26 protein-coding genes and 1 other RNA gene are annotated in these 23,130 nt (G+C 36.7%); 8 read left to right on the forward strand and 19 right to left on the reverse strand.

Going from position 1 to position 23,130, the window contains the following annotated elements; genetic code table 11:
• Positions 1-42 precede the first annotated feature (42 nt).
• The 6 genes from JR050_RS10080 to JR050_RS10105 form a co-directional block, all read right to left on the reverse strand.
• Positions 43-777, reverse strand: coding sequence for an ABC transporter ATP-binding protein (locus JR050_RS10080; protein WP_204203363.1), 735 nt, complete (start codon positions 775-777; stop codon positions 43-45).
• A complete protein-coding gene (locus JR050_RS10085) occupies positions 774-1,556 on the reverse strand; it encodes an ABC transporter ATP-binding protein (RefSeq protein WP_204203364.1) in 783 nt (260 codons plus the stop codon). Before JR050_RS10085 ends, JR050_RS10080 begins: the two co-directional genes overlap by 4 nt.
• On the reverse strand, positions 1,549-2,580 hold the full coding sequence (locus JR050_RS10090; RefSeq protein WP_204203365.1) for a branched-chain amino acid ABC transporter permease: 1,032 nt from the start codon (positions 2,578-2,580) through the stop codon (positions 1,549-1,551). Before JR050_RS10090 ends, JR050_RS10085 begins: the two co-directional genes overlap by 8 nt.
• Positions 2,581-2,583: 3 nt before the next feature.
• Positions 2,584-3,462 carry a branched-chain amino acid ABC transporter permease gene (locus tag JR050_RS10095; RefSeq protein ID WP_204203366.1) on the reverse strand — a complete coding sequence of 293 codons (879 nt, stop codon included), beginning with the start codon at positions 3,460-3,462 and terminating at the stop codon, positions 2,584-2,586.
• A 205-nt stretch (positions 3,463-3,667) separates the two neighbouring features.
• Entirely contained in the window at positions 3,668-4,993 is a 1,326-nt protein-coding gene (locus JR050_RS10100) for a phenylacetate--CoA ligase family protein (RefSeq protein ID WP_204203367.1), read from the reverse strand.
• Positions 4,994-5,197: 204 nt separating this feature from the next.
• On the reverse strand, positions 5,198-6,985 hold the full coding sequence (locus JR050_RS10105) for an ABC transporter substrate-binding protein (RefSeq protein ID WP_204203368.1): 1,788 nt from the start codon (positions 6,983-6,985) through the stop codon (positions 5,198-5,200).
• A gap of 115 nt (positions 6,986-7,100) precedes the next feature.
• Here JR050_RS10105 and JR050_RS10110 point away from each other — a divergent pair, with 115 nt between their 5' ends.
• Positions 7,101-8,342: an MFS transporter gene (locus JR050_RS10110; RefSeq protein ID WP_346726738.1), complete on the forward strand. Its 1,242-nt coding sequence runs from the start codon at positions 7,101-7,103 to the stop codon at positions 8,340-8,342.
• A gap of 29 nt (positions 8,343-8,371) precedes the next feature.
• Here the strand turns inward: JR050_RS10110 and JR050_RS10115 are convergent, their stop codons facing one another.
• Positions 8,372-8,545 carry a hypothetical protein gene (locus JR050_RS10115; protein ID WP_204203369.1) on the reverse strand — a complete coding sequence of 58 codons (174 nt, stop codon included), beginning with the start codon at positions 8,543-8,545 and terminating at the stop codon, positions 8,372-8,374.
• Between the two features lie 131 nt (positions 8,546-8,676).
• On the opposite strand from JR050_RS10115, the gene JR050_RS10120 reads away from it, so the two are divergent.
• Complete coding sequence (locus JR050_RS10120) at positions 8,677-9,366, forward strand: hypothetical protein (RefSeq protein WP_204203370.1); 690 nt, start codon at positions 8,677-8,679, stop codon at positions 9,364-9,366.
• A gap of 113 nt (positions 9,367-9,479) precedes the next feature.
• Positions 9,480-9,596 carry a YjcZ family sporulation protein gene (locus JR050_RS10125; protein ID WP_204203371.1) on the forward strand — a complete coding sequence of 39 codons (117 nt, stop codon included), beginning with the start codon at positions 9,480-9,482 and terminating at the stop codon, positions 9,594-9,596.
• 45 nt (positions 9,597-9,641) lie between these two features.
• On the opposite strand, the gene JR050_RS10130 is transcribed toward JR050_RS10125, so the two are convergent.
• From JR050_RS10130 to JR050_RS10140, 3 genes are all read right to left on the reverse strand, one after another.
• Complete coding sequence (locus JR050_RS10130; RefSeq protein WP_204203372.1) at positions 9,642-10,085, reverse strand: GNAT family N-acetyltransferase; 444 nt, start codon at positions 10,083-10,085, stop codon at positions 9,642-9,644.
• Positions 10,086-10,138: 53 nt separating this feature from the next.
• Complete coding sequence (locus tag JR050_RS10135; RefSeq protein ID WP_204203373.1) at positions 10,139-11,356, reverse strand: lamin tail domain-containing protein; 1,218 nt, start codon at positions 11,354-11,356, stop codon at positions 10,139-10,141.
• Positions 11,357-11,461: 105 nt separating this feature from the next.
• A complete protein-coding gene (locus JR050_RS10140; RefSeq protein ID WP_204203374.1) occupies positions 11,462-11,614 on the reverse strand; it encodes a hypothetical protein in 153 nt (50 codons plus the stop codon).
• Between the two features lie 92 nt (positions 11,615-11,706).
• On the opposite strand from JR050_RS10140, the gene JR050_RS10145 reads away from it, so the two are divergent.
• Positions 11,707-12,108: a hypothetical protein gene (locus JR050_RS10145; protein ID WP_204203375.1), complete on the forward strand. Its 402-nt coding sequence runs from the start codon at positions 11,707-11,709 to the stop codon at positions 12,106-12,108.
• A gap of 81 nt (positions 12,109-12,189) precedes the next feature.
• Here the strand turns inward: JR050_RS10145 and ssrS are convergent.
• The 4 genes from ssrS to JR050_RS10165 all read right to left on the reverse strand — a co-directional run bounded on the left by ssrS (position 12,190) and on the right by JR050_RS10165 (position 16,964).
• A non-coding RNA gene (gene ssrS / locus JR050_RS10150) (6S RNA) lies at positions 12,190-12,367 on the reverse strand.
• 298 nt (positions 12,368-12,665) lie between these two features.
• Positions 12,666-15,026, reverse strand: a complete 2,361-nt coding sequence (locus JR050_RS10155) for an FdhF/YdeP family oxidoreductase (protein WP_204203376.1) — start codon at positions 15,024-15,026, stop codon at positions 12,666-12,668.
• A gap of 234 nt (positions 15,027-15,260) precedes the next feature.
• Positions 15,261-15,620: a Na-translocating system protein MpsC family protein gene (locus JR050_RS10160; RefSeq protein ID WP_149219939.1), complete on the reverse strand. Its 360-nt coding sequence runs from the start codon at positions 15,618-15,620 to the stop codon at positions 15,261-15,263.
• A 72-nt stretch (positions 15,621-15,692) separates the two neighbouring features.
• On the reverse strand, positions 15,693-16,964 hold the full coding sequence (locus JR050_RS10165) for an L-lactate MFS transporter (protein WP_204203377.1): 1,272 nt from the start codon (positions 16,962-16,964) through the stop codon (positions 15,693-15,695).
• Positions 16,965-17,359: 395 nt separating this feature from the next.
• Between JR050_RS10165 and fdhD the strand changes: the two genes are divergently transcribed.
• The 3 genes from fdhD to JR050_RS10180 are packed head-to-tail and all read left to right on the forward strand — an operon-like array spanning position 17,360 to position 19,410.
• Positions 17,360-18,154: a formate dehydrogenase accessory sulfurtransferase FdhD gene (gene fdhD, locus JR050_RS10170; RefSeq protein ID WP_204203378.1), complete on the forward strand. Its 795-nt coding sequence runs from the start codon at positions 17,360-17,362 to the stop codon at positions 18,152-18,154.
• A 23-nt stretch (positions 18,155-18,177) separates the two neighbouring features.
• Positions 18,178-19,185 carry a GTP 3',8-cyclase MoaA gene (moaA, locus tag JR050_RS10175; protein WP_204203408.1) on the forward strand — a complete coding sequence of 336 codons (1,008 nt, stop codon included), beginning with the start codon at positions 18,178-18,180 and terminating at the stop codon, positions 19,183-19,185.
• Positions 19,186-19,188: 3 nt separating this feature from the next.
• Entirely contained in the window at positions 19,189-19,410 is a 222-nt protein-coding gene (locus JR050_RS10180) for a group-specific protein (protein WP_204203379.1), read from the forward strand.
• A gap of 77 nt (positions 19,411-19,487) precedes the next feature.
• On the opposite strand, the gene JR050_RS10185 is transcribed toward JR050_RS10180, so the two are convergent.
• Genes JR050_RS10185 through JR050_RS10195 form a run of 3 tightly spaced genes read right to left on the reverse strand, consistent with a single transcriptional unit; the run spans position 19,488 to position 21,127 of the window.
• The gene (locus JR050_RS10185; protein WP_204203380.1) at positions 19,488-19,928 is read right to left on the reverse strand and encodes an HIT family protein; all 441 of its coding nucleotides are present in this window, start codon (positions 19,926-19,928) and stop codon (positions 19,488-19,490) included.
• Positions 19,929-19,937: 9 nt separating this feature from the next.
• Positions 19,938-20,432, reverse strand: coding sequence for a GNAT family N-acetyltransferase (locus JR050_RS10190; protein WP_239454254.1), 495 nt, complete (start codon positions 20,430-20,432; stop codon positions 19,938-19,940).
• Between the two features lie 14 nt (positions 20,433-20,446).
• Complete coding sequence (locus tag JR050_RS10195; RefSeq protein ID WP_204203381.1) at positions 20,447-21,127, reverse strand: GyrI-like domain-containing protein; 681 nt, start codon at positions 21,125-21,127, stop codon at positions 20,447-20,449.
• Between the two features lie 97 nt (positions 21,128-21,224).
• Here JR050_RS10195 and JR050_RS10200 point away from each other — a divergent pair, with 97 nt between their 5' ends.
• Positions 21,225-21,662: a GyrI-like domain-containing protein gene (locus JR050_RS10200; protein ID WP_204203382.1), complete on the forward strand. Its 438-nt coding sequence runs from the start codon at positions 21,225-21,227 to the stop codon at positions 21,660-21,662.
• Positions 21,663-21,713: 51 nt separating this feature from the next.
• On the opposite strand, the gene JR050_RS10205 is transcribed toward JR050_RS10200, so the two are convergent.
• Positions 21,714-22,640: an IS3 family transposase gene (locus JR050_RS10205; protein WP_346726740.1), complete on the reverse strand. Its 927-nt coding sequence runs from the start codon at positions 22,638-22,640 to the stop codon at positions 21,714-21,716.
• Positions 22,541-23,104, reverse strand: a complete 564-nt coding sequence (locus tag JR050_RS10210) for a helix-turn-helix domain-containing protein (protein ID WP_204203384.1) — start codon at positions 23,102-23,104, stop codon at positions 22,541-22,543. The genes JR050_RS10205 and JR050_RS10210 overlap by 100 nt, the downstream gene beginning before the upstream one ends.
• Positions 23,105-23,130: the final 26 nt, after the last annotated feature.

Genomic DNA, 23,130 nt, shown 5'->3' on the forward strand with positions numbered 1-23,130 from the left:
ATGCATATTCTTAAACGTGTTTTCACACGATTAATCCAAGTATTAAACGACTGTAGACCCAAGGAATGCTTCCTTTACCTCTTTGTCCTGCAACAACTCATTTGCTAATCCTTCTTTTTTGATTGTTCCATGAGTCATTACATAAGCGCGATCAGCAATTTTTAAAGAACCCATCACGTTTTGTTCAATTAATAAGACAGTAACCCCTAAATCTCGTAAGCTTTTCACATAATTAAGTACTTCTTTTACTAATAATGGGGCAAGACCTAATGAAGGCTCATCTAATAATAAGAGATCAGGTTTAGCCATCATGGCTCTTGCAATAGCTAGCATTTGCTGCTGACCTCCTGATAACGTTCCTCCTAGCTGTTCCTTTCTCTCTTTTAATACTGGAAATAATTCAAACACTTTTTCAATATCTTCATTAATTACTTTTTTACCACTCTTTTTATAGTGAGAATAGGCACCTAAATTTAAATTATCGTACACTGTGAGGGTACTGAAAATTTGTCTGTGCTCTGGTACATGAATTAACCTTTTTCCAACAATTCCCTCAGGCTCCATGGGTGTTATATTATCATTTTTATAAAAAATTTCACCCGTGGATGGTTTTATTAGTCCAGATATTGCATGTAGTAATGTTGTTTTCCCTGCCCCATTTGCACCAAGAAGTGCTACTATTTCACCTTTTTTTACATGTAAAGATACATTATGAAGTGCTTGAATTTGACCATAGCTATAGGAGACCCCTTTGAGTTCAAGTAAGTGTTCGTTCATATCGTAGCCTCCTCATTATCTGCTGTTCCGAGATAAGCTTCGATTACTTTTTCATGATTTTGAATTTCCTTCGGTGTGCCTTCTGCAATTTTCTCACCTTGATCTAAGACAATGATTTTGTTACAAATGCTCATAACTAAGTCCATATCATGCTCTACTACGAAAACGGATACATTTTTTCCTTTTATTTTTTGAATAAGATTAGCCATTTCTAACGTTTCCCCATGATTTAGTCCAGCAGCGATTTCATCTAGTAATAGTAATTTAGGATTTGTCGCTAGTGCCCTTGCTAACTCTAGTAATCTTAATTTCCCAAGTGGCAAGGATCCAGCTATAACATCACACATGCTATCCATACCTACAAATTCGAGAGTGTTCATTGCCTCGTCATACATACGTGCTTCTTCTTTTCTCGAATGAGGTAATTTAAGAGCAGCAGATAGTATATTAGATGACGTTTTTGTATGTAATCCAACCATAACATTTTCGATCACTGACATTCTTTTAAATACTTGTAGATTTTGAAATGTTCTTGATATCCCAAGTTCTGCGACTTTATAGTTAGGTAATGAGTCAATCCTTTTTCCTCGAAATTCTATTTCTCCCTTTGAGGGAGGAAAAATCGATGATGCCATATTAAACATTGTACTTTTCCCCGCACCATTTGGTCCTATTAATCCGGTAATCTGGCCTTCTTCAACTGTAAAGGAAACATCTTTATTGGCTATTACCCCACCAAACTGCTTCGTTACACTTCTCACTTCTAGTAAACTAGACATGTTGATCCCCCTTCACTTGAGGAATTTGCTGAGACTGCTTCCTTCTAATGCGATTGATGGTCTTGACAATTATTGGGGCAAGAGCAGGAAATAACCCTTGAGGTAAGAAGATTACGACTAGCATTAAGATTAATCCATATAATACGTGTTCTGTATCACTCGTAATAAAGGAGAAATGCGAACCTAATGTATGCACGACTATATTAATGACGTTAATAAGAAGTGCTCCAAATACAGCTCCCCACACACTAGTAGAACCACCTAATACGACCATTGTTAGAAATAGAATTGATGTATTTAGACCGAATGAAGTAGGAGAAATACTGAATGACATATGAGCAAATAGCCAACCTGCTAATCCAGCAAACATTGCACTTAGGATAAACACTTGCATCTTATATTTCCCCGTGTCAACCCCCATTGAACTTGATGCGATTTCACTATCATGTATCGAACGCAAGGCACGACCAATTCTAGAGTGAACAATATTTAGGGCAATCACAATAACTAGAAGAGCAATAATCCAAACTAAGAAATAATAAGATAGTCCTTGTTTAAATGTGGAACCAAATAACTCGATCTTTGGAATTCCAAAAAATCCTGAAGCTCCTTTTGTTAGCCCTTTCCCCTCTACTAAAAGAACATGAATAACTATTCCAAATGCTAGTGTAGCCATTGCTAAATAATATCCATGAAGTCTCGCCATTGTATGACCAAGGATATAAGCAATTAATCCTGGAACTGCAATTGATACTAATAATGAAATCCATGGATTCCAATCATATGTAGTTGTTAATATTGCGGTACTATATGCACCTACTCCGTAAAAGGCAGCCTGACCTAGTGAAATTTGACCTGCAAACCCCATTAATAAACCAAGACCCACTGCCACAATTGTATAAATTCCAGCAAATGTAGCTTTTGTAATAAAGAATGAGGTGGAAAAAAGAAAGGGAAGAACTATAATAAATATAGAGAAGAGTAAGAATCCCTTCCAACTAAATCGTTGTACACCTTTTCTCATGTATTATAGACCTCCTTTCCCTACGTTCTTTTCACCAAGTAATCCATAAGGTCTAATTAACAAAATCATTAACACAACGCCAAATGCTATTGCATCTTTTAGTCCTGAGGATAAATATCCCGCTCCCAACGACTCAATGACACCTAGTAATAAACCTCCAAAAACTGCACCTGGTGCGCTACCTAAGCCGCCAACGATACTAGCAGAAAATCCTTTTATTCCTAACATGATTCCCATGTCATAGGAAGGAAACATGATAGGTGCAATTACGAGTCCGGCAAGAGCCCCTAAACCAGCACTTAGTGAAAAGGAAAATGCTGACATCTTTTTCGGACTTATTCCCATCAGTCTAGCCGCTAAAGGGTTCACCGAACATGCGTTAAACGCTTTTCCAATTGTTGTTTTCTCCATTAAGACGTATAACCCGGCTACGATCATGAGCATAAATACCATTACCCATATACTTTGTGGTGTAATAGAAGCACCTAGAATTGAAACTGGTTCATCTGATGTAAACGGTTCCACCTTTACTGAGTTTTTACCCCATATCATACTTGCGATTCCTCTCATAAAAATAGCAGCTCCGATTGTAAGTATAATTAGACTAAGCGGATCCGCACCTTGCGCCTTTCTTACAATCGTTCGCTCAAATAACCATCCTATAATGACAACAATCACAACGGTTAATATGAATGAGAGATAGTATGATAGCCCAGCACCTACAAGAGAATACATAATCATACCACCCAGCATGACAAATTCTCCTTGTGCTAGGTTTATAACCTTAGTCACACTATAGATCGTGACAAACCCAAGTGCTACAATGGCGTAAATACTACCAATAGTCAGACCAGATATTAAATATTGCAAAGACTCTCCCATATTTACACCCCTAATTAATTATTTATTTATATAACGTAAAATTAACGAGCAACTTTTTTTCGAACTATCATAATCGAATGATATCGTTTTCATCAGGGGTTTGTCAATAATATTCTGAAAATTATTACAATATAGCGAATGCAGCATTAGGTTCCACGAAAAAAGAACACTACTAAACGATAGTGCCCTTATCTCTTTATGAAACTTATACCTCTAAAGATTCTTTCGTTCGGTCTACAACTCTTACAGCTTTCCCTTCCGAACGCGGAATACTTTTCGGTTTATGAACTTTTACCTCAATTGAAACTAAACACTGATTCTTTATTATACAATAGATACGATTACTAAGATGACTTACATATTCATGACTTAGGTTACCGTTGATACTCTTATAAAACTCTTCATCTACTTCTACATGAAGCTCTACGTTTAATAGACTCCCTTTCTGAGTTAAATGAATTTGGTAGTGTGGAACAATTTCATTCACAGTAAGCAAGAAATGCTCAATCTGTGAAGGGAACACATTCACTCCACGTATAATTAACATATCGTCAATCCTTCCTTTAACTCGGGACATTCTGATTGTCGTTCGACCACAACTACATTTGTCTCTTGTTAACGATGCAATATCACCTGTACGGTATCGAATGACTGGAAAGGCTTCCTTAGTTAAACTTGTAAATACAAGTTCTCCGTCTTCCCCATCAGGAACTGGTTGCATGGTTTTGGGGTCTACTACTTCCACAAAAAAATGATCTTCTGCTACATGTAGACCATTTTGAGCTTCATGGCACTCCATTGATACACCTGGTCCAATGACTTCGCTTAGACCATAGATATCACAAGCTTTAATTCCGAGCTTATCTTCAAGTGTTCGACGCATTTCTTCAGACCACGGTTCTGCTCCAAATACACCATATTTAAGAGATGTATTTCTTGGGTCGTTCCCTAACTCTTCCATTCTCTCTGCGATGTTTAGTACATAAGAAGGGGTTGCACAAATAACTGTCGGTTTAAAGTCTTCAATTAAAGCAATCTGCCTGTCTGTATTTCCTCCGGATACAGGAACAGTTACCATACCTAGTTCCTCACTCCCGAAGTGTAAGCCTAGTCCACCAGTAAACAAGCCATAGCCATATGCATTATGTAAAAATTCACCCGGAGAGCCTCCAGCAGTTGCGATTGCTCTAGCTACAATCTCCGACCAGCTCTTAATATCATTTTTTGTGTAACCTACAACAGTAGGTTTACCACTAGTACCTGATGAAGCATGTACACGAACTAACTCTTTTTGTTCGACAGCAAACAAACCAAAAGGATAATGATTTCTTAAATCGCTCTTAACAGTAAAAGGAAGTTTGATAATATCCCTAATTGATTGAATATCCCCTGAGGCAACACCAAACTCTTCAAACTTTTCTTTGTAGAAGGGTACCTTTTCACACACTCTTTTTACTGTCTCTTGTAGTCTTTCGAGCTGCAATTTTTCAATTTCACCTCTTGAAGCTGTTTCAATTTCATGCAAAATCAAGAATTATTCCCCCTTCAAAACAAGTTAATTTTATTATTCGCCACCACTTGTTTCTATATTTATATAACGTTTATTTAACGACATATAAATTTATCGTTAACACCCTATATAAAAACAATAAATTGGGCATGGGAGATTGTCAATATATTTTCTGAAAATTACATCTCTTTTTTGCGCAAAATAAAAACCATTAGATATTCTTATCTAATGGTTCACTGTCTTCCTTATATGTCCTTTTACCCAAACATTCTTATAATCCACTTTCCCCCAAGCATTTAACATAATTCCACTCATCTCTTGACTGTGCTGTATGGTTTGCCTCGTATGATACAAGAAAATTAAAGTGTAGGTTTTTCTTAATTGCTCTTCAAGAGCCATGAGGTGTTCCATTCGTTTCTCAAAACTTGTTTCCTGTTTACATCGGTCGATAGTATGAATGACAACATTTTTCTGATTTTCACTTACATGATTATGAATATATCCATCTCTATATGTTAATGATTCAATTAAACTTATATCAGGCTGAACACCTAACACTTCTCCTGTAAATATCATATCTATGTTCTCTATTATTTCCTTCCTTGCTAACTCTTTGATTGGCAATATCGTAACTGTAACATTAACTCCAATTTGACTTAGTTCTCTTTTGATCCAGTTTGTATTTACTATATTACTTTCCATTTCATATGAATAAAGCTCAAGTAATTCTCCTTTATAGCTTGATTTTTGGATGTATTCGCGAGCTAATTCTACCTGATATTCGTTCTTAAAGTGCTCATCACTATATTTGGGAAACAAGCTACAAGCCGGCATGCTTCTCATATCACCTAGTTCTGAAATCATCTTTTCACGGTCTAACGCAAAATGAATCGCCTTTCGAAATCGCACATCCTGCGTTGGTCCTGCTTTTCTACTATTGATCGTTATGAAACTTGCTCCTTGCTCAATATGCTGAATCTTCGTATGTTCCACATTTAGAACCTGATCGTCACCAAAATATATATCCTTTTTTTCAAGCATCTCCACTACTTTTGATTGTTCGAAGTTTGGCCATATCCACATTTCAATCGCATCTAAATGTGGTCTCCCTTCAAAATAATAATCATTTGCCTCTAAATATAAGATAGAATCATTATTCTTTTTTATACGAAAAGGACCTGTTCCTATCGGGTTTGCCTCAAATCCATGAAGCTCATTTAGGTTACTTGGCAAGATTGAACATTTTTCTGAACAAAGGTAGTTAAGGAATAATACATTTGTTTCGTTTAACGTAAATTTCACAGTATATGCATTCACTTTTTCAACGTTTTTTAAAGTGTTTTTTATTTCCTCGTAGCTAGATTTATGAAGTATTCTATGAAACGTAAACTCAACATCCTCTGCCGTCATCCGTTTGCCATGATGAAAACGCACACCTTTTCGAAGGTATAATGTCCATTCTGTATACTCTTCATTACATTCCCAAAAGTGTGCAAGTGAAGGCCTTATCGTTTTTGTATTATTGTCAAACAAGACAAGCGTATTAAAAATTTGTTCTATTAAATGACCTTCAGTGCGCCGGTTTACAAAGGTTGGATCTAGATCTAGAACGGATCTATAAAACGGAAACCGAAGTACATCCTCTTCATTTTCAGTTTGAAATCCAAAATGACGATATAACCATTCAGTAAACTCAAACTTTACTTGTTGAACCTGATGAATGAGCTTCCATGCTTCGTCTAATTTCTCTTCTAACGTAAGCTGCTTCGCTCTTTCTAATACGATATCGCTTAGAGGCATTAAGAAGGTTAGCTTAGACGTATTGCCACGACCTTTTCCAGGCATCCAATTGACGTATTCGACGTCCGTCATTTTTTTTAGGAGCAACTGCGCATTTCTTCTTGTACATTTTAATGTCTGCAAAAGTTCGTCCATAAGTATAGGGAATGTTTCTCCTTCCCCTTTTGAACGATATTGCTTCCGAAGTGATATGTAATATTGCTCAATATTCATGGATTAGCCTCTTCCCTAAAAGGCGAAATTATTAAATTTACATTTTCGCTTTTTCTTCCTCTTTTTTATTATTATAATTTTTTCCAGGTAAAGTTGTAAAGAGGAGTGAACGTGCGTGCAACCTTCAAAAGTAAAGAGTTTAGTTTATCAGCCAAAATCAAAACCTATTTGGCAACATGCCAATTTCATGATACTGCTTGTCTCAGGAGCAATTATCTCGTTCGGTAGTAAGATATATGAACTTGCCTTGCCCTTGTTGTTATATCAACAAACAAACTCTCCTGTCGTTATGTCCACAATGCGAGGAATTGAGTTTTTACCAAATTTATTGTTAGCAATGTTCATTGGCGTCCTTGTAGATCGTGCACATAAAAAGAAATGGTCACTATGGACCATATTTCTCCAAGTTGTCATTTTGTTCATTTTATTCTTCTCCGTGCAGATGGGAAGAAGTTCAACAATCCTGTTTTACATTTGCGGTTTTTTCTTAATGACCTTTAGCTACGCCTTTTTCAATGCGAGAGTGAGTATGGTAAAACAATCACTGCCAACTGAAATGCTCACACAAGCTAACGCTTCCTTTAATTTTGTTTTTACCTTTATTAGTATTATGGGACCAGCTTTAACAGGATTAATTCTAATGTTATCGAGCATTCATACAGGATTTTTACTAACAGCGATTTCGTTTGGTTTCGCGTTTTTCATTTTATTGTTGTTAAAAACAGATGAAGAAATTTCATTGACGAAAAAGGTTGGGTTTTGGAAGGAATTAAAAGAAGGATGGGTGGAGTTATTCCGCAATCGAACATTATGGATGATTACAGTAGCGGTTATTTTCTTAAATTCCACAGCTGGTATGGTGGACACGACAATTATTTTCTTTTCGAAGGATGTATTGAAATTAAGTGATGCCCAGCTAGGTACACTACTTTCGTCTGCTGGCCTTGGAGGATTGATCGGAAGCTTCTTAATTGGAAAGGTTCGTAAGCTTTGGAGTACAGGTAGAATCATTGCGGTGACTACGTTACTAATTGGATTCACGTATCTAATGATGTATATGTCAGAATCAGCTCTATTTTTTGCTATTGGACTTTGTTTGAACGGTATTTTGACTACAATTAGTAGTGTGTCCATTTGGACGTATCGACAAGAGTCAACTCCACATCATCTGATCGGTAGAATAAGTGGAATTACTGGTTCTGTCTTTAAACTCAGTATGCCTTTTGCCATTTTTGCAGCAGGTTGGATTTCAGAATTATCGAATCCATCCCACGTCTTTATGATTGCATTTATCGGCAATATATTTATCTTCATCTTTTGCCGATTTAGTTTATTATGGACGAATAAGAACGCATAAAAAAACTCGGGTACTATTAGTTCCCGAGCTTAATTTTGCTGTTCCATTTCTTCTTCGAAATAAAAGGATGCTGGATATTCCTTTAATGTATATGAGTATCTTTTCATGTTGGCAACATAACTAAAATCATTAATCGTTACAATTTCTCCAGTTTGTTTTAAGTAGACCTTCTCATTAACCTGAAACTTATTTTTATTTTTCATGAAAGTACACCTTCCTTCTACTTCTATTATCTCATACATTTGAAATTAAGACATATTTTATATTTTTATTTATGTCCAACCTCATTATTGGAAATACTAGTTAACGAATACTAATATAAGGAGGGTTTTTCATGAGTTTAGAATGGTTTCACCGTATGGAAAATGCAGTTAGAATTGGGTTACCTGATCTTTGCGAATCGTTTGACGATTTTGAAATTTTGTTTGATACGAATACAACAACGTATCATCCTGAATTTATTTTTTCCATTCAAACAATTGATCATGATGAAGAATTTTGTGTTGTAAGTTTCGATCCAACTAATCAAGAGTTTTACTCGTTCTATTATCATGAGGACCTCGACATCCAATCGAAAGTTATCTTTATTGATGCTGATGAAGTGCTCGGGTTTGTACATGCAACATTCCATGAGTATATTGGTGATATTGATGAAGATGAATTGTTTGATGAGGATGAGGATGATTTAGACGATGTCGAGTATGTAAACACCGATGATGATGATGACGAATTCGATGATCGTGAGTACATAGGTGACAACCTAGAAGAATTAAAAGAGCACATTGAATGGATATCAAATGACAAGCATCTTCACATTGAAGACGAAGAGCATGATCAATATAATATACACTTACGTCTTGGTCGCGATCTCGAAACGGGTGACGGCGTGCTATATCGCCACACCATTATGAATCATAAAGGTGAAGACCTAGAGGACGAAATGATATTCTACTTTAAAGAAGACGAAGCATCTTACATCGCAGACCTTTTTAATGAATATACAGGAACCAACATTAGCCACTAAATAGAAAAAATCCGACATGTGTCGGATTTTTTTATGACGTTTGGGTATTCGCCCTACCATAATCCCACCTAAATACATACTTTATAGTACATCGTTACTGGAGGTGACATGGTATGTACGGTTGTGGTGGATATGGTTACGCAGCACCAACTTACGGTTATGGTAACAGTTTCGTTCTAATCGTAGTGTTGTTTATCTTGTTAATAATTGTTGGGGCAGCTTGGGCTTAATAGTAGAAAAAAGTGAAGTCTTCAAATCACGAGGACTTCACTTTTTTACTTTAGTTGCTTTGAAAAATGACTAAACTGTCCGTCATTTTCATAACATTCGTATCCTGAGGATTCATATAAAAGAATCGCACTTTGCCAATCATTATTTGTTTCAAGGACGAGCCTTGAATAACCATAATCTATTGCATATTCCTCTAAAGCATGAACCATTATTCGAGCAAACCCTTGTCCACGACTAGATCTTCCCACTGACATTCTTTCGATTCTACCTGTGCTCTGATTTTCTTTTGATATTGCCCCCGTGCATACGAGTAAGCCCTTTTCTTTTCCAATGAGAAAGACAGATCCGTCTTTTAAATAATTTCCTATAATATCATTCAAGTCAGGATTTAACGTAGGATCTAAAAGACCAAATCTCTCTTCTAAACCTTTTAATACTAATTCCTTTGCCTGATCAGCCTCATTCGGAGTAATGACAGTTATATTCACTTCTCTTCACCCATCAACCATTATACAATGTCATTTTCAAGAGATAAATAGTTTCAGCCCTCGAAATCTTCAAAATCTGCAATTCCTCCGTATGGATTATATAGAATCGCTTTATCCCCTACGTTTTTCCATATATGTCGCTTCGCTTTCCATGCTAAATAGTTTGTTTTTTTCTTCGAACCTTTTACACTCGAATAGACTGTTACCGATTCACCCGAACGTAGTACAAAGTTATTAGGAAAATGAAATACATGATTTCCAGCTTCTGAAATTAGCTTCCAGCCTTTCATCAATACATCCTCATTCATGTTGTTCTTAATCGTAACCTCTTCATCTTTTACATCAAGCTTAGTAATCGCAATCTTCCCTTCATATGGAAGAGGTTTTTCATTAAGAACAAGTTGACCTAATACGCTTTTTTTAGAAGAAATATCGTAGCTCCATCCATTTGTTTTCACAATAATCGCACCTGATTGTGCGGTTGAATACATTGTGGTACCCAACCCTTTCAACCGTTCCACAACATCTTTATGGGGATGTCCATACAAATTATCATTACCATATGACAAGATCGTCACATCAGGCTTCACTTCTTTTAATAGGGATTGTGCGCTTGAAGTATACGAACCATGATGACCAGCTTTTAAGATCTCGGCTTCTAAGTCGTAATCCCTAACCATATCTTGCTCTGCACCAACTTCTGCATCCGCTGCAAGTAAATAATCAATTTTCCCCATCGTTAATTTCAATACAACTGATGCCTCATTGTTATCTTCTTCTCCATTGTTACTATTCAAGACATTAATATTTACCCATTTATCAAGGTGAATAGTTTGTCCTTCCTTTGCTATCACAATTGGGATACGATGAGCACTTAGTATCTCAACATATTCCCTGTAAGTTTCAGTTGTATGAGATTTCCCGCTATCAAGCACCTGCTTGACATTCAGCTCACCCAGCACATCAAGTAATCCGCCTAAATGATCTTCATCTGGATGAGTCGAAACAACAAGATCAAGCTCGTAAATATTATGTTGCTTCAAATAATTTACCACTGTACTTCCTTTAACACGTGGTCCCCCATCTACAAGCATCGTTTTCCCATTTGGAAAAATGACGAGCGCACTATCCCCTTGCCCAACATCTAAAAAATGCACTTCTAACTCTGGCGTTTGAAACCATTTCGCATCAGCATATTGAATAGATGAGAAATCAAGCAATATGCTCATTACGATGATTATCACGAACCAAGAATAAAACGGTCTATTCATTGTTTTATCCCCCTTATCCTTTGTCGTGTTAGAGTGTGTGACTAACGGGAAAATTATGTAAGTAAATACAATACTTTCACAAAAAAAAAAGCCCTAATCTAGGACTCAATCCTCCATAAATTGACGAGCATAATACAGTGATTCTTCATCCATAGAATGTTGATTTTTCACTTTTTGCAAATCTTCACGACGTTCTTCCTCAATCATTTGAAAAGAACCAGAGATATTGGGAGTACTATTTGTTTCTTTTTTAGACATTTCAGACGCTCCTTTTTTCACTAGTATTGCCGAAAAGGAATGAATTACTCGGTCTTTGGCAAACTAAGAAAAAAATAAGGAGTTCTTGAACTATGAAGATAGCAATTATGCTTTGTTTATTATTATATATTTCAGGTTGCGGTAATATTGGTCCCGAGCAAGCAAATTCAGCTAGAGGTTCTCTATTACCGACTGCTTTATCTCACGCTCCACGATCAGTCGGATACGAACCCAATGACACATTATCAATGGACCATTTGCTAGCAGGAAGAATTAAAGGGAAAATCAAACAAGCACTGCCAAATGAACAAGTTAAAGTATTAGTAGACGGTAATCGCATTATTATTAGTAGTCCGAATCGAGAAAATGAAGAAGTTGTAAAGCAAATTCGTCATTCTGTTGGTGATTTAAGCAACGGTCGGAGTGTAATCGTCGTTTCTGAAGACGTATATACACTTTACGACAAAGGAAATAAGAATCGTTACACTCAATAACCATTTTAATTATTATCACAATAAAAAGGACCCTACTCTAACCTGAGTAGGGTCAACATGTGTGTGTGTGTTTGGTGTATATGTAGTCCCGTCATGCCGTAACCGTATAGAAAACCTGAACTTGCTCCAGGTGGATTGCTGCAACTTCCCTTCTCGCGATCTCAGTCTTAATATGAGCATGGCGTTCGAGTCGTAATGTTAGCATTCCGCTTCTATATTTGTTCAGTTTTTTATGTGGTCATGAACAAAACAGGATTATATAAACTGTTTTATGCTTCAAAGGGGGTGTAAGGTGTTACTTACATATTTGATTATATGGTAGATTACTTGCCTTTGCATTAGTAAATAGTAGGTAGGACTTCTAAAGACTGACATTGACTTTGTATTGAACTTGTGACAAACACTCTTATGAGCCAAATCGTCATATTTATGTGTCTTACAAACACTTTAATAAGCCAAAAGTACAATTTATGAGCCAAAACCAATCATTTATGAGTCTTGTAAAAATTTCTTCCACTTCTCAAAAAAAGAAACCGACACAAAGTCGGTTTCCATCATTATGCTGGAGCATCTACTTCCAGATCTTCAATTCGCTTCTCTACATATTGTGTATCTTTTCGAGCATTGTAGCGGTCTGCTTTTTCAACCGTAACCGTAATATTGTAGTCAGGGATACCGGCAAATTTCTCATAACGTCCTCGTGGTAATAAGAAGTTTCCTTCAGGGAAGTGAACCTCAAGATTTCCTTTTGCTATATCCACAAACTTTGCTCTTCCTTGAAATACACCAAAGCCGTTATACACAACTATTCCTTCGCCTTCTGTAATGCTTAGGTGCTTTCCATCTTCTGCATTCATTAATACATCATAACGATCCGCGTTGTTAAATGGGTCCACTTCTTTGTAAACCATGGAGTTAAACTGTTTCCCACGACGTGACGTTACAACAAATTGACCTTCTTTTTTGTGTAAGTCAGGTATTTCAACTGTAATTAAGTTCGCTTTTCCATCTGGAGTTGGACAAATTCCATCTTCACATAACCAAGCTCCGCCCCATTGGAATACGTCACCTTTTTTCTTCAAATGTTGAACTCCATCATAATCAGGGTTCGCGATTGCAATTTCATTGCGGATTTCTTGACCTGTTTTGAAATCAACTAAATGTGCTGTCTCTGGCTTCACACGTTTTGCCAGGTCAATATAAATCTTCCACTCTGCACGTGCTTCTTCGATGATATTTTTATTTCCTTCAATTTCAGGTGAGAAATATACCATACGCTCTGTTGACGTGGAGGTACCGCCGCCTTCTTGCTCATAACGAGTTTTGGCAGGCAGAACAATAACCGCTTCCTTTGCATCCACCAAAGTAGACGTGTTGAAGATAATATCTTGATGAACTCGAATATCCAGCTCAGACAATGCTTTTTCGATAAATGTTGGGTCTGGCATGGTTTCCAGGAAGTTACCTCCTGATAAATAGTACAACTTGATTTTACGTTCATGATCTTCTGGAAGTAAAATATTCTCAAGTGTTACGCCTACGATGTCACCTTGCCATTTTTGTATATCAAAGCCCCATATTTTTTCGATGCGTTCCGTATTTTCTTTATCAAAGCCACCGCCAGGTAAGACAAATGGATCTGCACCCATTTCTCCGGTTCCTTGTACAGAAGAGTGACCACGGAACGGCATTAACCCACTATTTTTGCGTCCTAAATGTCCGCGTAATAAAGCTAAATTTGCTACTTGTGAAATGTTGTCTGTTGCAAATGCATGCATCGTCAATCCCAATGCCCAAACGTATACGGCATTTTTACTGTTTGCCAAAAGCTCCGCTAATTCAACTGTTCTCTCGTAGGAAATTCCAGATGATTTCACAATTTCTTCCCATGTTAAGTTTTGAACAGTTTCCTTAAGCTCTTCATAACCTTTTACATGCTCTTGTACGAACTGATGATCAATTGCAGAACCTTGTTGTTTCTCTTCCATATCAAACCAATGCTTCATAATTCCATGCATGAACGCAATATCTCCACCGATGTTAACTTGGTAGAAATCATCAGCAATTTTCGTTCCAAATAGAGCTGACTCCATGTTAGAAGGAATCCAATATTTGTCCATTGCCGGCTCTTTGTATGGATTAATAACGATGATTTTTGTTCCTCTCTTCTTCGCTTCTAACATATACTTCGTAGAAACTGGAGAAGCGTTGGATGCGATACTCCCCCAGAAAAGAATAACATCTGTACCGAACCAGTCTTGGTAATTTACAGTTGATGCTCCTACTCCGATTGAGCGTTTTAACGCTGTTTTACTTGGAGAGTGACAAATACGTGATGCATTATCAATGTTGTTTGTTCCTAAGAAACGAGCAACCTTTCCTGCAACATAATAAGATTCATTTGTAATTCCTCTAGATGTTAAATAAAACGCGTATTGCTTAGGATCCAGTTGCTTCATTTTCTCTGCAATCATATCCATTGCATCATCCCACGTAATGCGAGAAAACTTTCTTTCTCCCTTACGACGAATTAACGGATATGGAATTCGTCCAAGTTTACGAAGCTCTGTTGAGCTATATTTACGTAGTTCATCAATATCTGCATGTACAATTTCTTCCTTTAATGCTGGCATTGTGTTTAAACGTAATACATTAAGGCGAGTTGTACACATGTGAGGACCCTTAAGTGTTTGGTCGGAAAGTCCTGATACACCTAATGCACATCCATCACACACACCTTGTGTGACAATTCTTGATGCATACCCTAAATTATCTCGGTTATCCCACGCCACCTTCATTGTGTCACGGAAATGTTGTGGTTTAATTTTCCCAAGACCAAACGGCACTGGACTTACCCAGTGTTTCGGTTGAGGTGTCTTTGTTGCCTTCATTGGACCTTGGTGTTTTGTTTTTCCCATTTCTTTCACTCCTATTGTTGATAGGTTTATACTTATCTATTACTATCATAATCTAGAAAACGTTTTCTTTCTTCAAGTATATGCTAGAAAAACTAGACAAATAGTCTAAACTTTCTTTCCATATACTTAAATAGTGCCAATTCAATAAAAAAACCACCGTCATTCACCTAGAATTGTTCTTAGGTGAAGTGTACGGTGGTTAGTCTTTAGCAGGTTCGCTACCAAGTGCTATACCTATTTCGAGAATTTTTCTTCGAGGTTTTCTTCAAATACGAAAATGGACATCCCGAAGTCTCGATCGATATCAATATCTATAAATAACTCAACAAATTTGGTTCCTAAAAATTCTTCCATTTCAAGTGGAGGATTTTTTCGATACATCTCTTTAACCATTTCTGTTCGGGCGGATTTAAGCGCTTGTTTTCCTTCATCAGCACTGGCAATAAACTTTTCTACTGGAGATAGGTTTCCTTCCATCTCGCAAATTGCCCAGTTCTTACAAAACGTTGTTGTAATTTTACTCGGTCCTTTGCCCATATGCTTCTTCCTGAAGGATCGAACAAGGTTGCTAAATTCAGCTTCATACTTATTCATTGACTCTCCCTACCTTCTAGTGGTTAAAACATGTTTTGTATTTTAACACAAAAGGATAGGTTAGCAAAGTAATTAGCCTGCTAAAGTGTTATCCGACCCTTTTGATGCGTTTTGTGCACGAAGTTTACTAATGTCACGACGGATTAAGATTGATACGATTAACGCTACCACGAATAAGGCCGCAAAGAAGTTTAAGCTTGTTGCATAGCTTCCTGTAGTATCTTTCATCCATGCTGCGAAAATTGGACCAACTAAACCAGCAGCTGCCCAAGCAGTTAAGATGTAACCGTGAATCGCACCTAATTGCTTTGTACCGAAAATATCTCCAATATAAGCAGGAATAGAAGCAAATCCACCACCGTACATCGTGTAAACGATAGCTAACATGATTTGGAACAATAATGCTCCTGTTGTATGTGGTAATAATGCAAATAACACAATTTGTACAGCAAAGAAAGTCGTATACGTATTTGGACGTCCAATATAATCAGAAATAGTAGCCCAACCAATACGACCAAAACCGTTGAATAATCCCATAACCCCTACAAGAGCTGCGGCTTCAACTGTTGTTAAACCAATACTTTCTTGTGCTAGTGGTTTTGCAGCAGAGATAATCGCGATACCACAAGTCACGTTGATGAAAAGCATAATCCATAAATAGTAAAATCTTGACGTTTTAATTGCTTCGTTAGCTGTTAATTGTGCTAGGTCTTCTTTAACCTTCACTTTACCAGATTGTACTTTTTCTTTAAATCCAGCTGGCACCCAGCCTTCTTCTGGCTTTTCTAAATATAAAGATGATAATAGCATGATAATAAAATACGAAATACCCAAAATGTAGAATGTGTTAGCAGTTCCAACAGATTTAATTAATACTTCCATAATTGGACTAGCAATCGCTGCTGCAAATCCAAATCCCATGATCGCAAGGCCAGTTGCAAGTCCACGTCGGTCAGGGAACCATTTAACTAGTGTTGAAACTGGAGCAATATAACCAACTCCTAATCCAATTCCACCAAGAACTCCGTAGAATATGTATAGTAGTGGTAAAGATTCAAGGTTTACTGCAAGTCCAGCACCTGTAATACCAATTCCAAAAAATACAGCTGAAAGTAGACCAGCTTTTCTTGGACCATACTTTTCAACAAAATGTCCTAAGAATGCTGCGGATAACCCTAAAAATAAAATAGCTAAACTGAATGTAAATTGTACTTGGCTTGCACTCCATCCAAATTGATCAATTAATGGAGTTGTAAAGTTACTCCATGCATATACAGATCCTATTGAGATATGAATCCCTACTGCTGAAGCAGCAATAAGCCAACGATTTTTCGTCTTCTTCACTATGTTTCCCCCTATTTCTATCTCTCACATTGTTCTTTCTTCTTCGCATAAAACTCAAAAACCGCCAACCTTAGCCTACTACATGCTAAAAAAGAGCATGTACCAAGTAAGATTGACGGGTAGTTTCTAGCAGGATTCGCTACTATCGGACCAACAGTTAATCGATTTTGTCATATTTATATCATATTAAAACGAGCAACAGGATCGCTATCCCCGAATCAATATGTTACAAATTTATGAACATTGCATGACAAATATTATCACTTTCATTTGATAACTGCAATAGTTTTTTCGACATTTTTTTAAGTCTCAAAAATAATTAACAAGTTTTATTACTTGTCTAGTTTCATAGTTTGTGATTATATTTTTATTATCCTAAATGCCAAGGTGATTATATGATTCAAGAAATGAGCTTAACTAAAAAGATTGTGAAATATCAAGATGGTAAACTACAAACTGTAGATGATGATATTGTAACGGAGTTTCCTCTAACAATATTTGTGAATAACGAGGAATTTGCTACGATGGTTTGTACTCCCACTCACTTTGACGAGATGGTAATTGGTTTTCTAGCATCTGAAGGGGTTATTCGCTTTAGAGATGACATAAAATCTATTAATATCGACGAGTCGAAAGGATACGCACACATCGAACTATATGCTAATGTTACGACAAGTCAGCAATATTATTCAAAGCGTTTTATTGGCTCATGTTGTGGAAAAAGCCGTCAATTCTATTTTCACAACGATGCAAGAACGGCTAAAACGTCTACCTCTACAACGACTTTAACACCTGATCAATGTATATCATTAATGAAAGATATGCAGAATATTAGTATCGTTTTTCAAGAGACAGGTGGTGTTCATAATGCTGCTCTTTGTTCACCAGATGAAATGCTCGTCAGTCGCACAGATATTGGAAGACATAATGCACTTGATAAATTATACGGATATAGTTTATTAAACAGAGTTCCTGTACGTGATAAAGTCATTGTATTCAGTGGTAGAATCTCATCTGAAGTATTAGTAAAAGCGGCAAAAATCGGTGTTGGAATTGTATTATCAAAGTCTGCTCCTACTGATTTAGCTATTAAACTAGCTGAGGATTTAAACATTACAGCAGTAGGCTTCATCCGTGGAGGAACATTTAATGTATACTCTCATCCACACAGAATTGTACTGCCAGAATAAAGGAGGAGAAACTAGTGACCAATATGGAAGTTCTCGATCAATTACAGCGTCCGCTTCGAGACTTACGAATATCTGTTACTGATAAGTGTAATTTCCGTTGCACCTATTGTATGCCTGCAGAAATTTTCGGTCCTGACTATCCATTTTTAAAAAGGGATGAACTTCTTTCCTTCGAAGAACTGGAGCGTGTTACAACACTTTTCGTGGAGAAACTAGGCGTAAAAAAAGTTCGAATTACCGGCGGAGAACCGTTAATGCGAAAAAACTTACCTGAACTTATATCAAAACTAAGTGCAATTCCAGGTGTTGAAGATATAGCAATGACAACGAACGGCTCCCTACTCCCGAAGTACGCAATAGAACTAAAAGATGCGGGATTAAAGAGAGTTTCTATTAGCTTAGATTCACTTCATGATGAAATATTCGGGAACATAAACGGCAAAGGCGTTACGGTTCAAACCGTATTAGATGGAATTGATGCCGCAGCAGAAGCTGGATTGCAGGTTAAAATTAATATGGTCGTAAAAAAAGGGATGAATGAAAACGAAATTGTACCAATGGCTAAGTTTTTCCGTGAAAAAGGACACATCCTCAGGTTCATTGAATTTATGGATGTCGGAAATACGAATCAATGGAAACTAGATGACGTTTATCCGAAGAAACAAATCATTGAAGACATCAATAAAGTTATGCCTCTAGAACCAATCGCACCTAACTATGTTGGAGAAGTGGCTACAAGGTACCGTTATATTGGAACTGAAGAGGAAATTGGGCTTATTTCCTCAGTGTCAGATGCCTTTTGTTCTTCGTGTAATCGTGCTCGTTTATCAGCTGATGGGAAATTATATACATGTTTGTTCGCAACGAAAGGTCATGATATCCGAACTCCCCTGCGTTCTGACTTATCAGATGAAGAAGTGTCATCTCACCTATCCGATTTATGGATTCGTCGAAAAGACCGCTATTCTGAAGAACGCAGCGAATTAACAATAAACAGAGAAAAAGTAGAAATGTCACGTATTGGAGGCTAATTGATGAGTTGTAAATTAGATCATTCTCTTGAAGATGTTACGAAGAAGCTAGAAGAACAAAAAACATTCTTACCAGTTGGACTTTATACAAAATGTATGAATTTCCTCTCACAATCTCCTTCTCAGCTACAGTTAAATGAGCTTTTTCATTTATTGAAGAAGTATGATTTAGCCTCTGATGATGAAAAACTAGTACGGAATGGAAAGTTAACGGAGCTTGTATAAAAAAAGCGAAATCACGATTGTGGTTTCGCTTTTTAAGTTCCGGAAAGTTATTTCAGAATAATAAAAATCGATGAATCTTACTTAGAGTCACTCATAATTTTTCCAATTTCCGAACGAAGTAACTCCCTCGTTATGGTTAACTTTTCCTGTAAATGTCCATTATCCAAAGGAGTTTCAGCGTAAAAATCCTCAAATGAACGATCACTAAATCTAGAGACAACATGCATATGATAATGACTCAATTCATTAAAAATACCGTTGTTTTGGTTAATCGTGATCCCATCGGGCTTATATAATTGTTTCAGTGCTTTGGCAATTACCATCGACATTTTCATAATTTCAATTGCTGTTTCTTCATCTAACTCGTCCACTTCACTCACATGAGCTTTTGGTAAAATTAACGTATGACCTTCGTTGTAGGGGTCATGATCGAGAAAACAGCAAATACGTTCATTTTCATATACAACATGCAACGGTAGTTCTTTTGTTGCTAACTGACATCCTAAACATCCACTCATTTGTATTCCCTACTCTCGTAAACTTTTCTTAAATTTCGTATGTCCGTCTTTTTCTCCGATTTCTTCAAAACCGTTATCTTTATAAAAACTTACTAATTTTTTATTCGTTGCAACACAATCTAGTTTTAACCAATCTTTTTCGTTATGATAAGTCGTTTGTATCCATTCTAGTAATCTAGTCCCTAAACCTTGTCCCATATAGGAAGGACAAATGGCAAGTCTATGTAAATACAAACTATTATTCAATGAATCACTTCCAAAAATATGTACATCCCACTCACTTTGAGAAAGACTTATTGTAAAAGTACCAATCAGTTCTTCCTCTTTAAATACAACGTATGTTTCCCCTTTTTCAACACCTTGAAGGATTTCAATGTCATCCCCACCTTCCAGAAGGTATTGCCACTGCTTAATTTGATGCTCCTTCATCCACCGTGCAATTTGTTTTAATAGGTGTAGAATTGCTTGTCCTTCATCATCAGTAGCTAGTCTAATTGAAATCAACTTCTTCACCCTTTCTAATTCATAATCGGTACAAAAATATCAAACTCAGCAACTGGTTTTCTCGGATTGAATCGTTCATCATACTGTTCAAGGTGAAAGGCATGTTCATGTTGTTTTAGATTATGCTCCTTCATCCACTTATAAATTGTTTCATATGTATGAATCGTGTCTTCGAGCTCAAGTGTTTGATTATGCGTTTTCTTAACATATGTCAATTTAGGAATACATAGAGAAGTCATTCCTTTGGGAGTATCAAGTATATCGTCTACTTTCACAGTAATATAGTAAGAGAAATCATGTTTCCGAAACTGCGCTAAGGCAAACTTTTGAAACGGCTTTTTATATGAGGATTCCTCAAGTTGATGTAATAACTTTATCCAAAGTTTCGGAGCTAGTATTTCGGTCTCACGACGTGCTGAGTATGGAGCATCAAATTGAAATCCAATAAACGTACTATTCTCTAGCGTTATTTTTTTACAATCCTGACTACTAACCTCATGATGATCTAATACACGATATCCACCTTTTCCCCCTTGGTCTGCATATAGAGGTACTCCCAGAGTAGATAGTTCCTGCAAATACCGCCACATCGTTCTGTATGATACACTAAATTCATCCGCAAGTTCTTGTACAGTGAAAGATTTCTTTCGCTTTACATAGTCCATTAATTCAATTAATTTTTGAGTTTTTGTCATAAAAGTTCTCCAAAATTTGATGAATATGACAAATCTTGTCATGTTTACTTGGTATTATAAAGGAGGATTAAGTCTGTGACAATGAGGAGGAGTAAAAATGAAGATAGTAGAATTAGATTCTTTTAAAGTAGTTGGATTAAAGGTTGTAAGTCATTGGAGTGGTTTGTCCGCCATGATGCCAAATGCATGGCAGCAGATTCATCAAAGAGTGGACGAACTAACTAATCGTACCTCCCCTTACTTTTACGACATTTGTTTGCAATTAGTTGGGGAAGATTTTACTCAGCTAGTTGGCTGTGAAGTAAGTAATTTAGAAGAAGTACCACATGATATGGAAGGTTATGAAATACTACCTGCATCATATATTTATTCACATCACACATTACCTGTTGAACAAATGTATGAAACGTTCCAAAGCATGTACACGTGGGCAAACGAAAATGGCTATACAATTGACCCAACAGACTTCAAAATCCAAAAGACATCAATGTCGTCTGAAGAAGAAGGACATCATTTGTTTTTACGTATTATATAAGAAAAAGCAGAAACCCATTATGATGTGACCCCCAAAAGTTAGAGTTTTATATTATGCAGCTAATTGGCTGGTATGGATACGGTATTGAACCGGACTCACGCCTGCCAATTTTTGCTTTATACGCTTGTTATTATAATAATAGATATAGTCTTCAATTCTCTTTTTTAATTCCTCAAATGAGCACAGTGCTTCTCCATAATACATTTCCTGTTTCATTAACCCGAAAAAATTTTCCATAGGTGAATTATCTAAACAGTTTCCCTTTCGAGACATACTCTGGAACACCTTGTATTCCTTGAGGGTACTTACCCATTGAATATGTTGATACTGCCATCCTTGATCAGAATGTATAGTAGTTCTGAACTTTGAATCTTTAACTATTTCTAGTGCTTCCCCGAGAGGTCTGAGCACTAATTCTAAGGTTGGACGCATACTTATCCCATATGAAAGAACTTCACCGTTGAACATATCCATAATTGGATTTAGATATAGTTTTACATTGTCTGAACACTTGAATTCTGTGATATCAGTGGTTAACTTTTGATGATAAACATTTGTGTAAAAACGACGATTGATAAGGTTTTTGGCAACATTTCCAGTGGTTCCTCTGTACGAACTATACTTACGTGATTTTCGCCCAAACTTATCTGCTTTGAGTCCAAGTTCATCCATGATTCGTTGAACTTTTTTATGATTGACCTTAACCCCGCGATTCTTCAATTCTAGTTTGATACGACGGTACCCATAATTGCCATTATTTTCGTCAAAAATGGATTGAATACTTTCCTCCAGCCCCTGGTCTGGGTTTTCCTTCTTCATCATTTTAATATGATAATGATAGGAGGACTCGGGAATGCCAACTATTTGTAAAACATCTTTTAGTTTGAAGGTTTCTTTGAGTTCGAGTGATAGCGCTGCTTGTGCTTTTCGAGATAGTTTTCCGGATCCATCTGAAAAGCTCGTAACTTTTTTAAGTATTCTACCTCTAAACGAAGAAGCTCGTTTTCCCGTTCCAATTTTTGTTCGTATGTCATTTCTTTTTCTTCGGTGTGTTTATTTTTTCTATTCTTAGCTTTATCAGACATGGATGGCCGTCCTTTCGGTCTATCCAGGGCTTCAGGACCCCCCTCGAGAAATGCCTTCTTCCAAGAGGCTATCATAGGAGTGTTTGTTAGCCCAAATTTAAGGGCTGTTTCAGTTTCTGAAGAACCTGTTCTCTGCATAAAGCTTAATACATCTAGCTTAAATTGAACAGAATATGTTTCCTTATTTTTCTTCTTCATTAAGCCTTCCACACCAAATCTCTCGTATATTTTTACCCATCTCAAAATTGGTGTACTGTCCTTCATACCATACTTTTTAGCCAAAAGGTTATATCCCAATTTCCCCTTTTGATACTCTTTGACTAGGTTTAACTTAAATTTTTCACTGTATTTAGCCATAAAAATACACCCCGAAAATTAGATTT

Origin of the sequence: Bacillus suaedaesalsae (assembly GCF_016890225.1) — a bacterium.
GTDB lineage: Bacteria > Bacillota > Bacilli > Bacillales > SA4 > Bacillus_BS > Bacillus_BS suaedaesalsae.

Excerpts from the sequence above, each read along its gene's own strand:
- JR050_RS10085 (WP_204203364.1), bottom strand. The coding sequence starts at position 1,556 with ATGTCTAGTTTACTAGAAGTGAGAAGTGTAACGAAGCAGTTTGGTGGG.
- JR050_RS10160 (WP_149219939.1), bottom strand. The coding sequence starts at position 15,620 with ATGAATAAGTATGAAGCTGAATTTAGCAACCTTGTTCGATCCTTCAGG.
- JR050_RS10125 (WP_204203371.1), top strand. The coding sequence starts at position 9,480 with ATGTACGGTTGTGGTGGATATGGTTACGCAGCACCAACTTACGGTTAT.
- JR050_RS10210 (WP_204203384.1), bottom strand. The coding sequence starts at position 23,104 with ATGGCTAAATACAGTGAAAAATTTAAGTTAAACCTAGTCAAAGAGTAT.
- JR050_RS10090 (WP_204203365.1), bottom strand. The coding sequence starts at position 2,580 with ATGAGAAAAGGTGTACAACGATTTAGTTGGAAGGGATTCTTACTCTTC.
- JR050_RS10180 (WP_204203379.1), top strand. The coding sequence starts at position 19,189 with ATGAGTTGTAAATTAGATCATTCTCTTGAAGATGTTACGAAGAAGCTA.
- fdhD (WP_204203378.1), top strand. The coding sequence starts at position 17,360 with ATGATTCAAGAAATGAGCTTAACTAAAAAGATTGTGAAATATCAAGAT.
- JR050_RS10135 (WP_204203373.1), bottom strand. The coding sequence starts at position 11,356 with ATGAATAGACCGTTTTATTCTTGGTTCGTGATAATCATCGTAATGAGC.
- JR050_RS10155 (WP_204203376.1), bottom strand. The coding sequence starts at position 15,026 with ATGGGAAAAACAAAACACCAAGGTCCAATGAAGGCAACAAAGACACCT.
- JR050_RS10080 (WP_204203363.1), bottom strand. The coding sequence starts at position 777 with ATGAACGAACACTTACTTGAACTCAAAGGGGTCTCCTATAGCTATGGT.
- JR050_RS10200 (WP_204203382.1), top strand. The coding sequence starts at position 21,225 with ATGAAGATAGTAGAATTAGATTCTTTTAAAGTAGTTGGATTAAAGGTT.
- JR050_RS10140 (WP_204203374.1), bottom strand. The coding sequence starts at position 11,614 with ATGTCTAAAAAAGAAACAAATAGTACTCCCAATATCTCTGGTTCTTTT.
- JR050_RS10195 (WP_204203381.1), bottom strand. The coding sequence starts at position 21,127 with ATGACAAAAACTCAAAAATTAATTGAATTAATGGACTATGTAAAGCGA.
- JR050_RS10145 (WP_204203375.1), top strand. The coding sequence starts at position 11,707 with ATGAAGATAGCAATTATGCTTTGTTTATTATTATATATTTCAGGTTGC.
- JR050_RS10115 (WP_204203369.1), bottom strand. The coding sequence starts at position 8,545 with ATGAAAAATAAAAATAAGTTTCAGGTTAATGAGAAGGTCTACTTAAAA.
- JR050_RS10185 (WP_204203380.1), bottom strand. The coding sequence starts at position 19,928 with ATGAGTGGATGTTTAGGATGTCAGTTAGCAACAAAAGAACTACCGTTG.
- JR050_RS10095 (WP_204203366.1), bottom strand. The coding sequence starts at position 3,462 with ATGGGAGAGTCTTTGCAATATTTAATATCTGGTCTGACTATTGGTAGT.
- moaA (WP_204203408.1), top strand. The coding sequence starts at position 18,178 with ATGGAAGTTCTCGATCAATTACAGCGTCCGCTTCGAGACTTACGAATA.
- JR050_RS10105 (WP_204203368.1), bottom strand. The coding sequence starts at position 6,985 with ATGAATATTGAGCAATATTACATATCACTTCGGAAGCAATATCGTTCA.
- JR050_RS10120 (WP_204203370.1), top strand. The coding sequence starts at position 8,677 with ATGAGTTTAGAATGGTTTCACCGTATGGAAAATGCAGTTAGAATTGGG.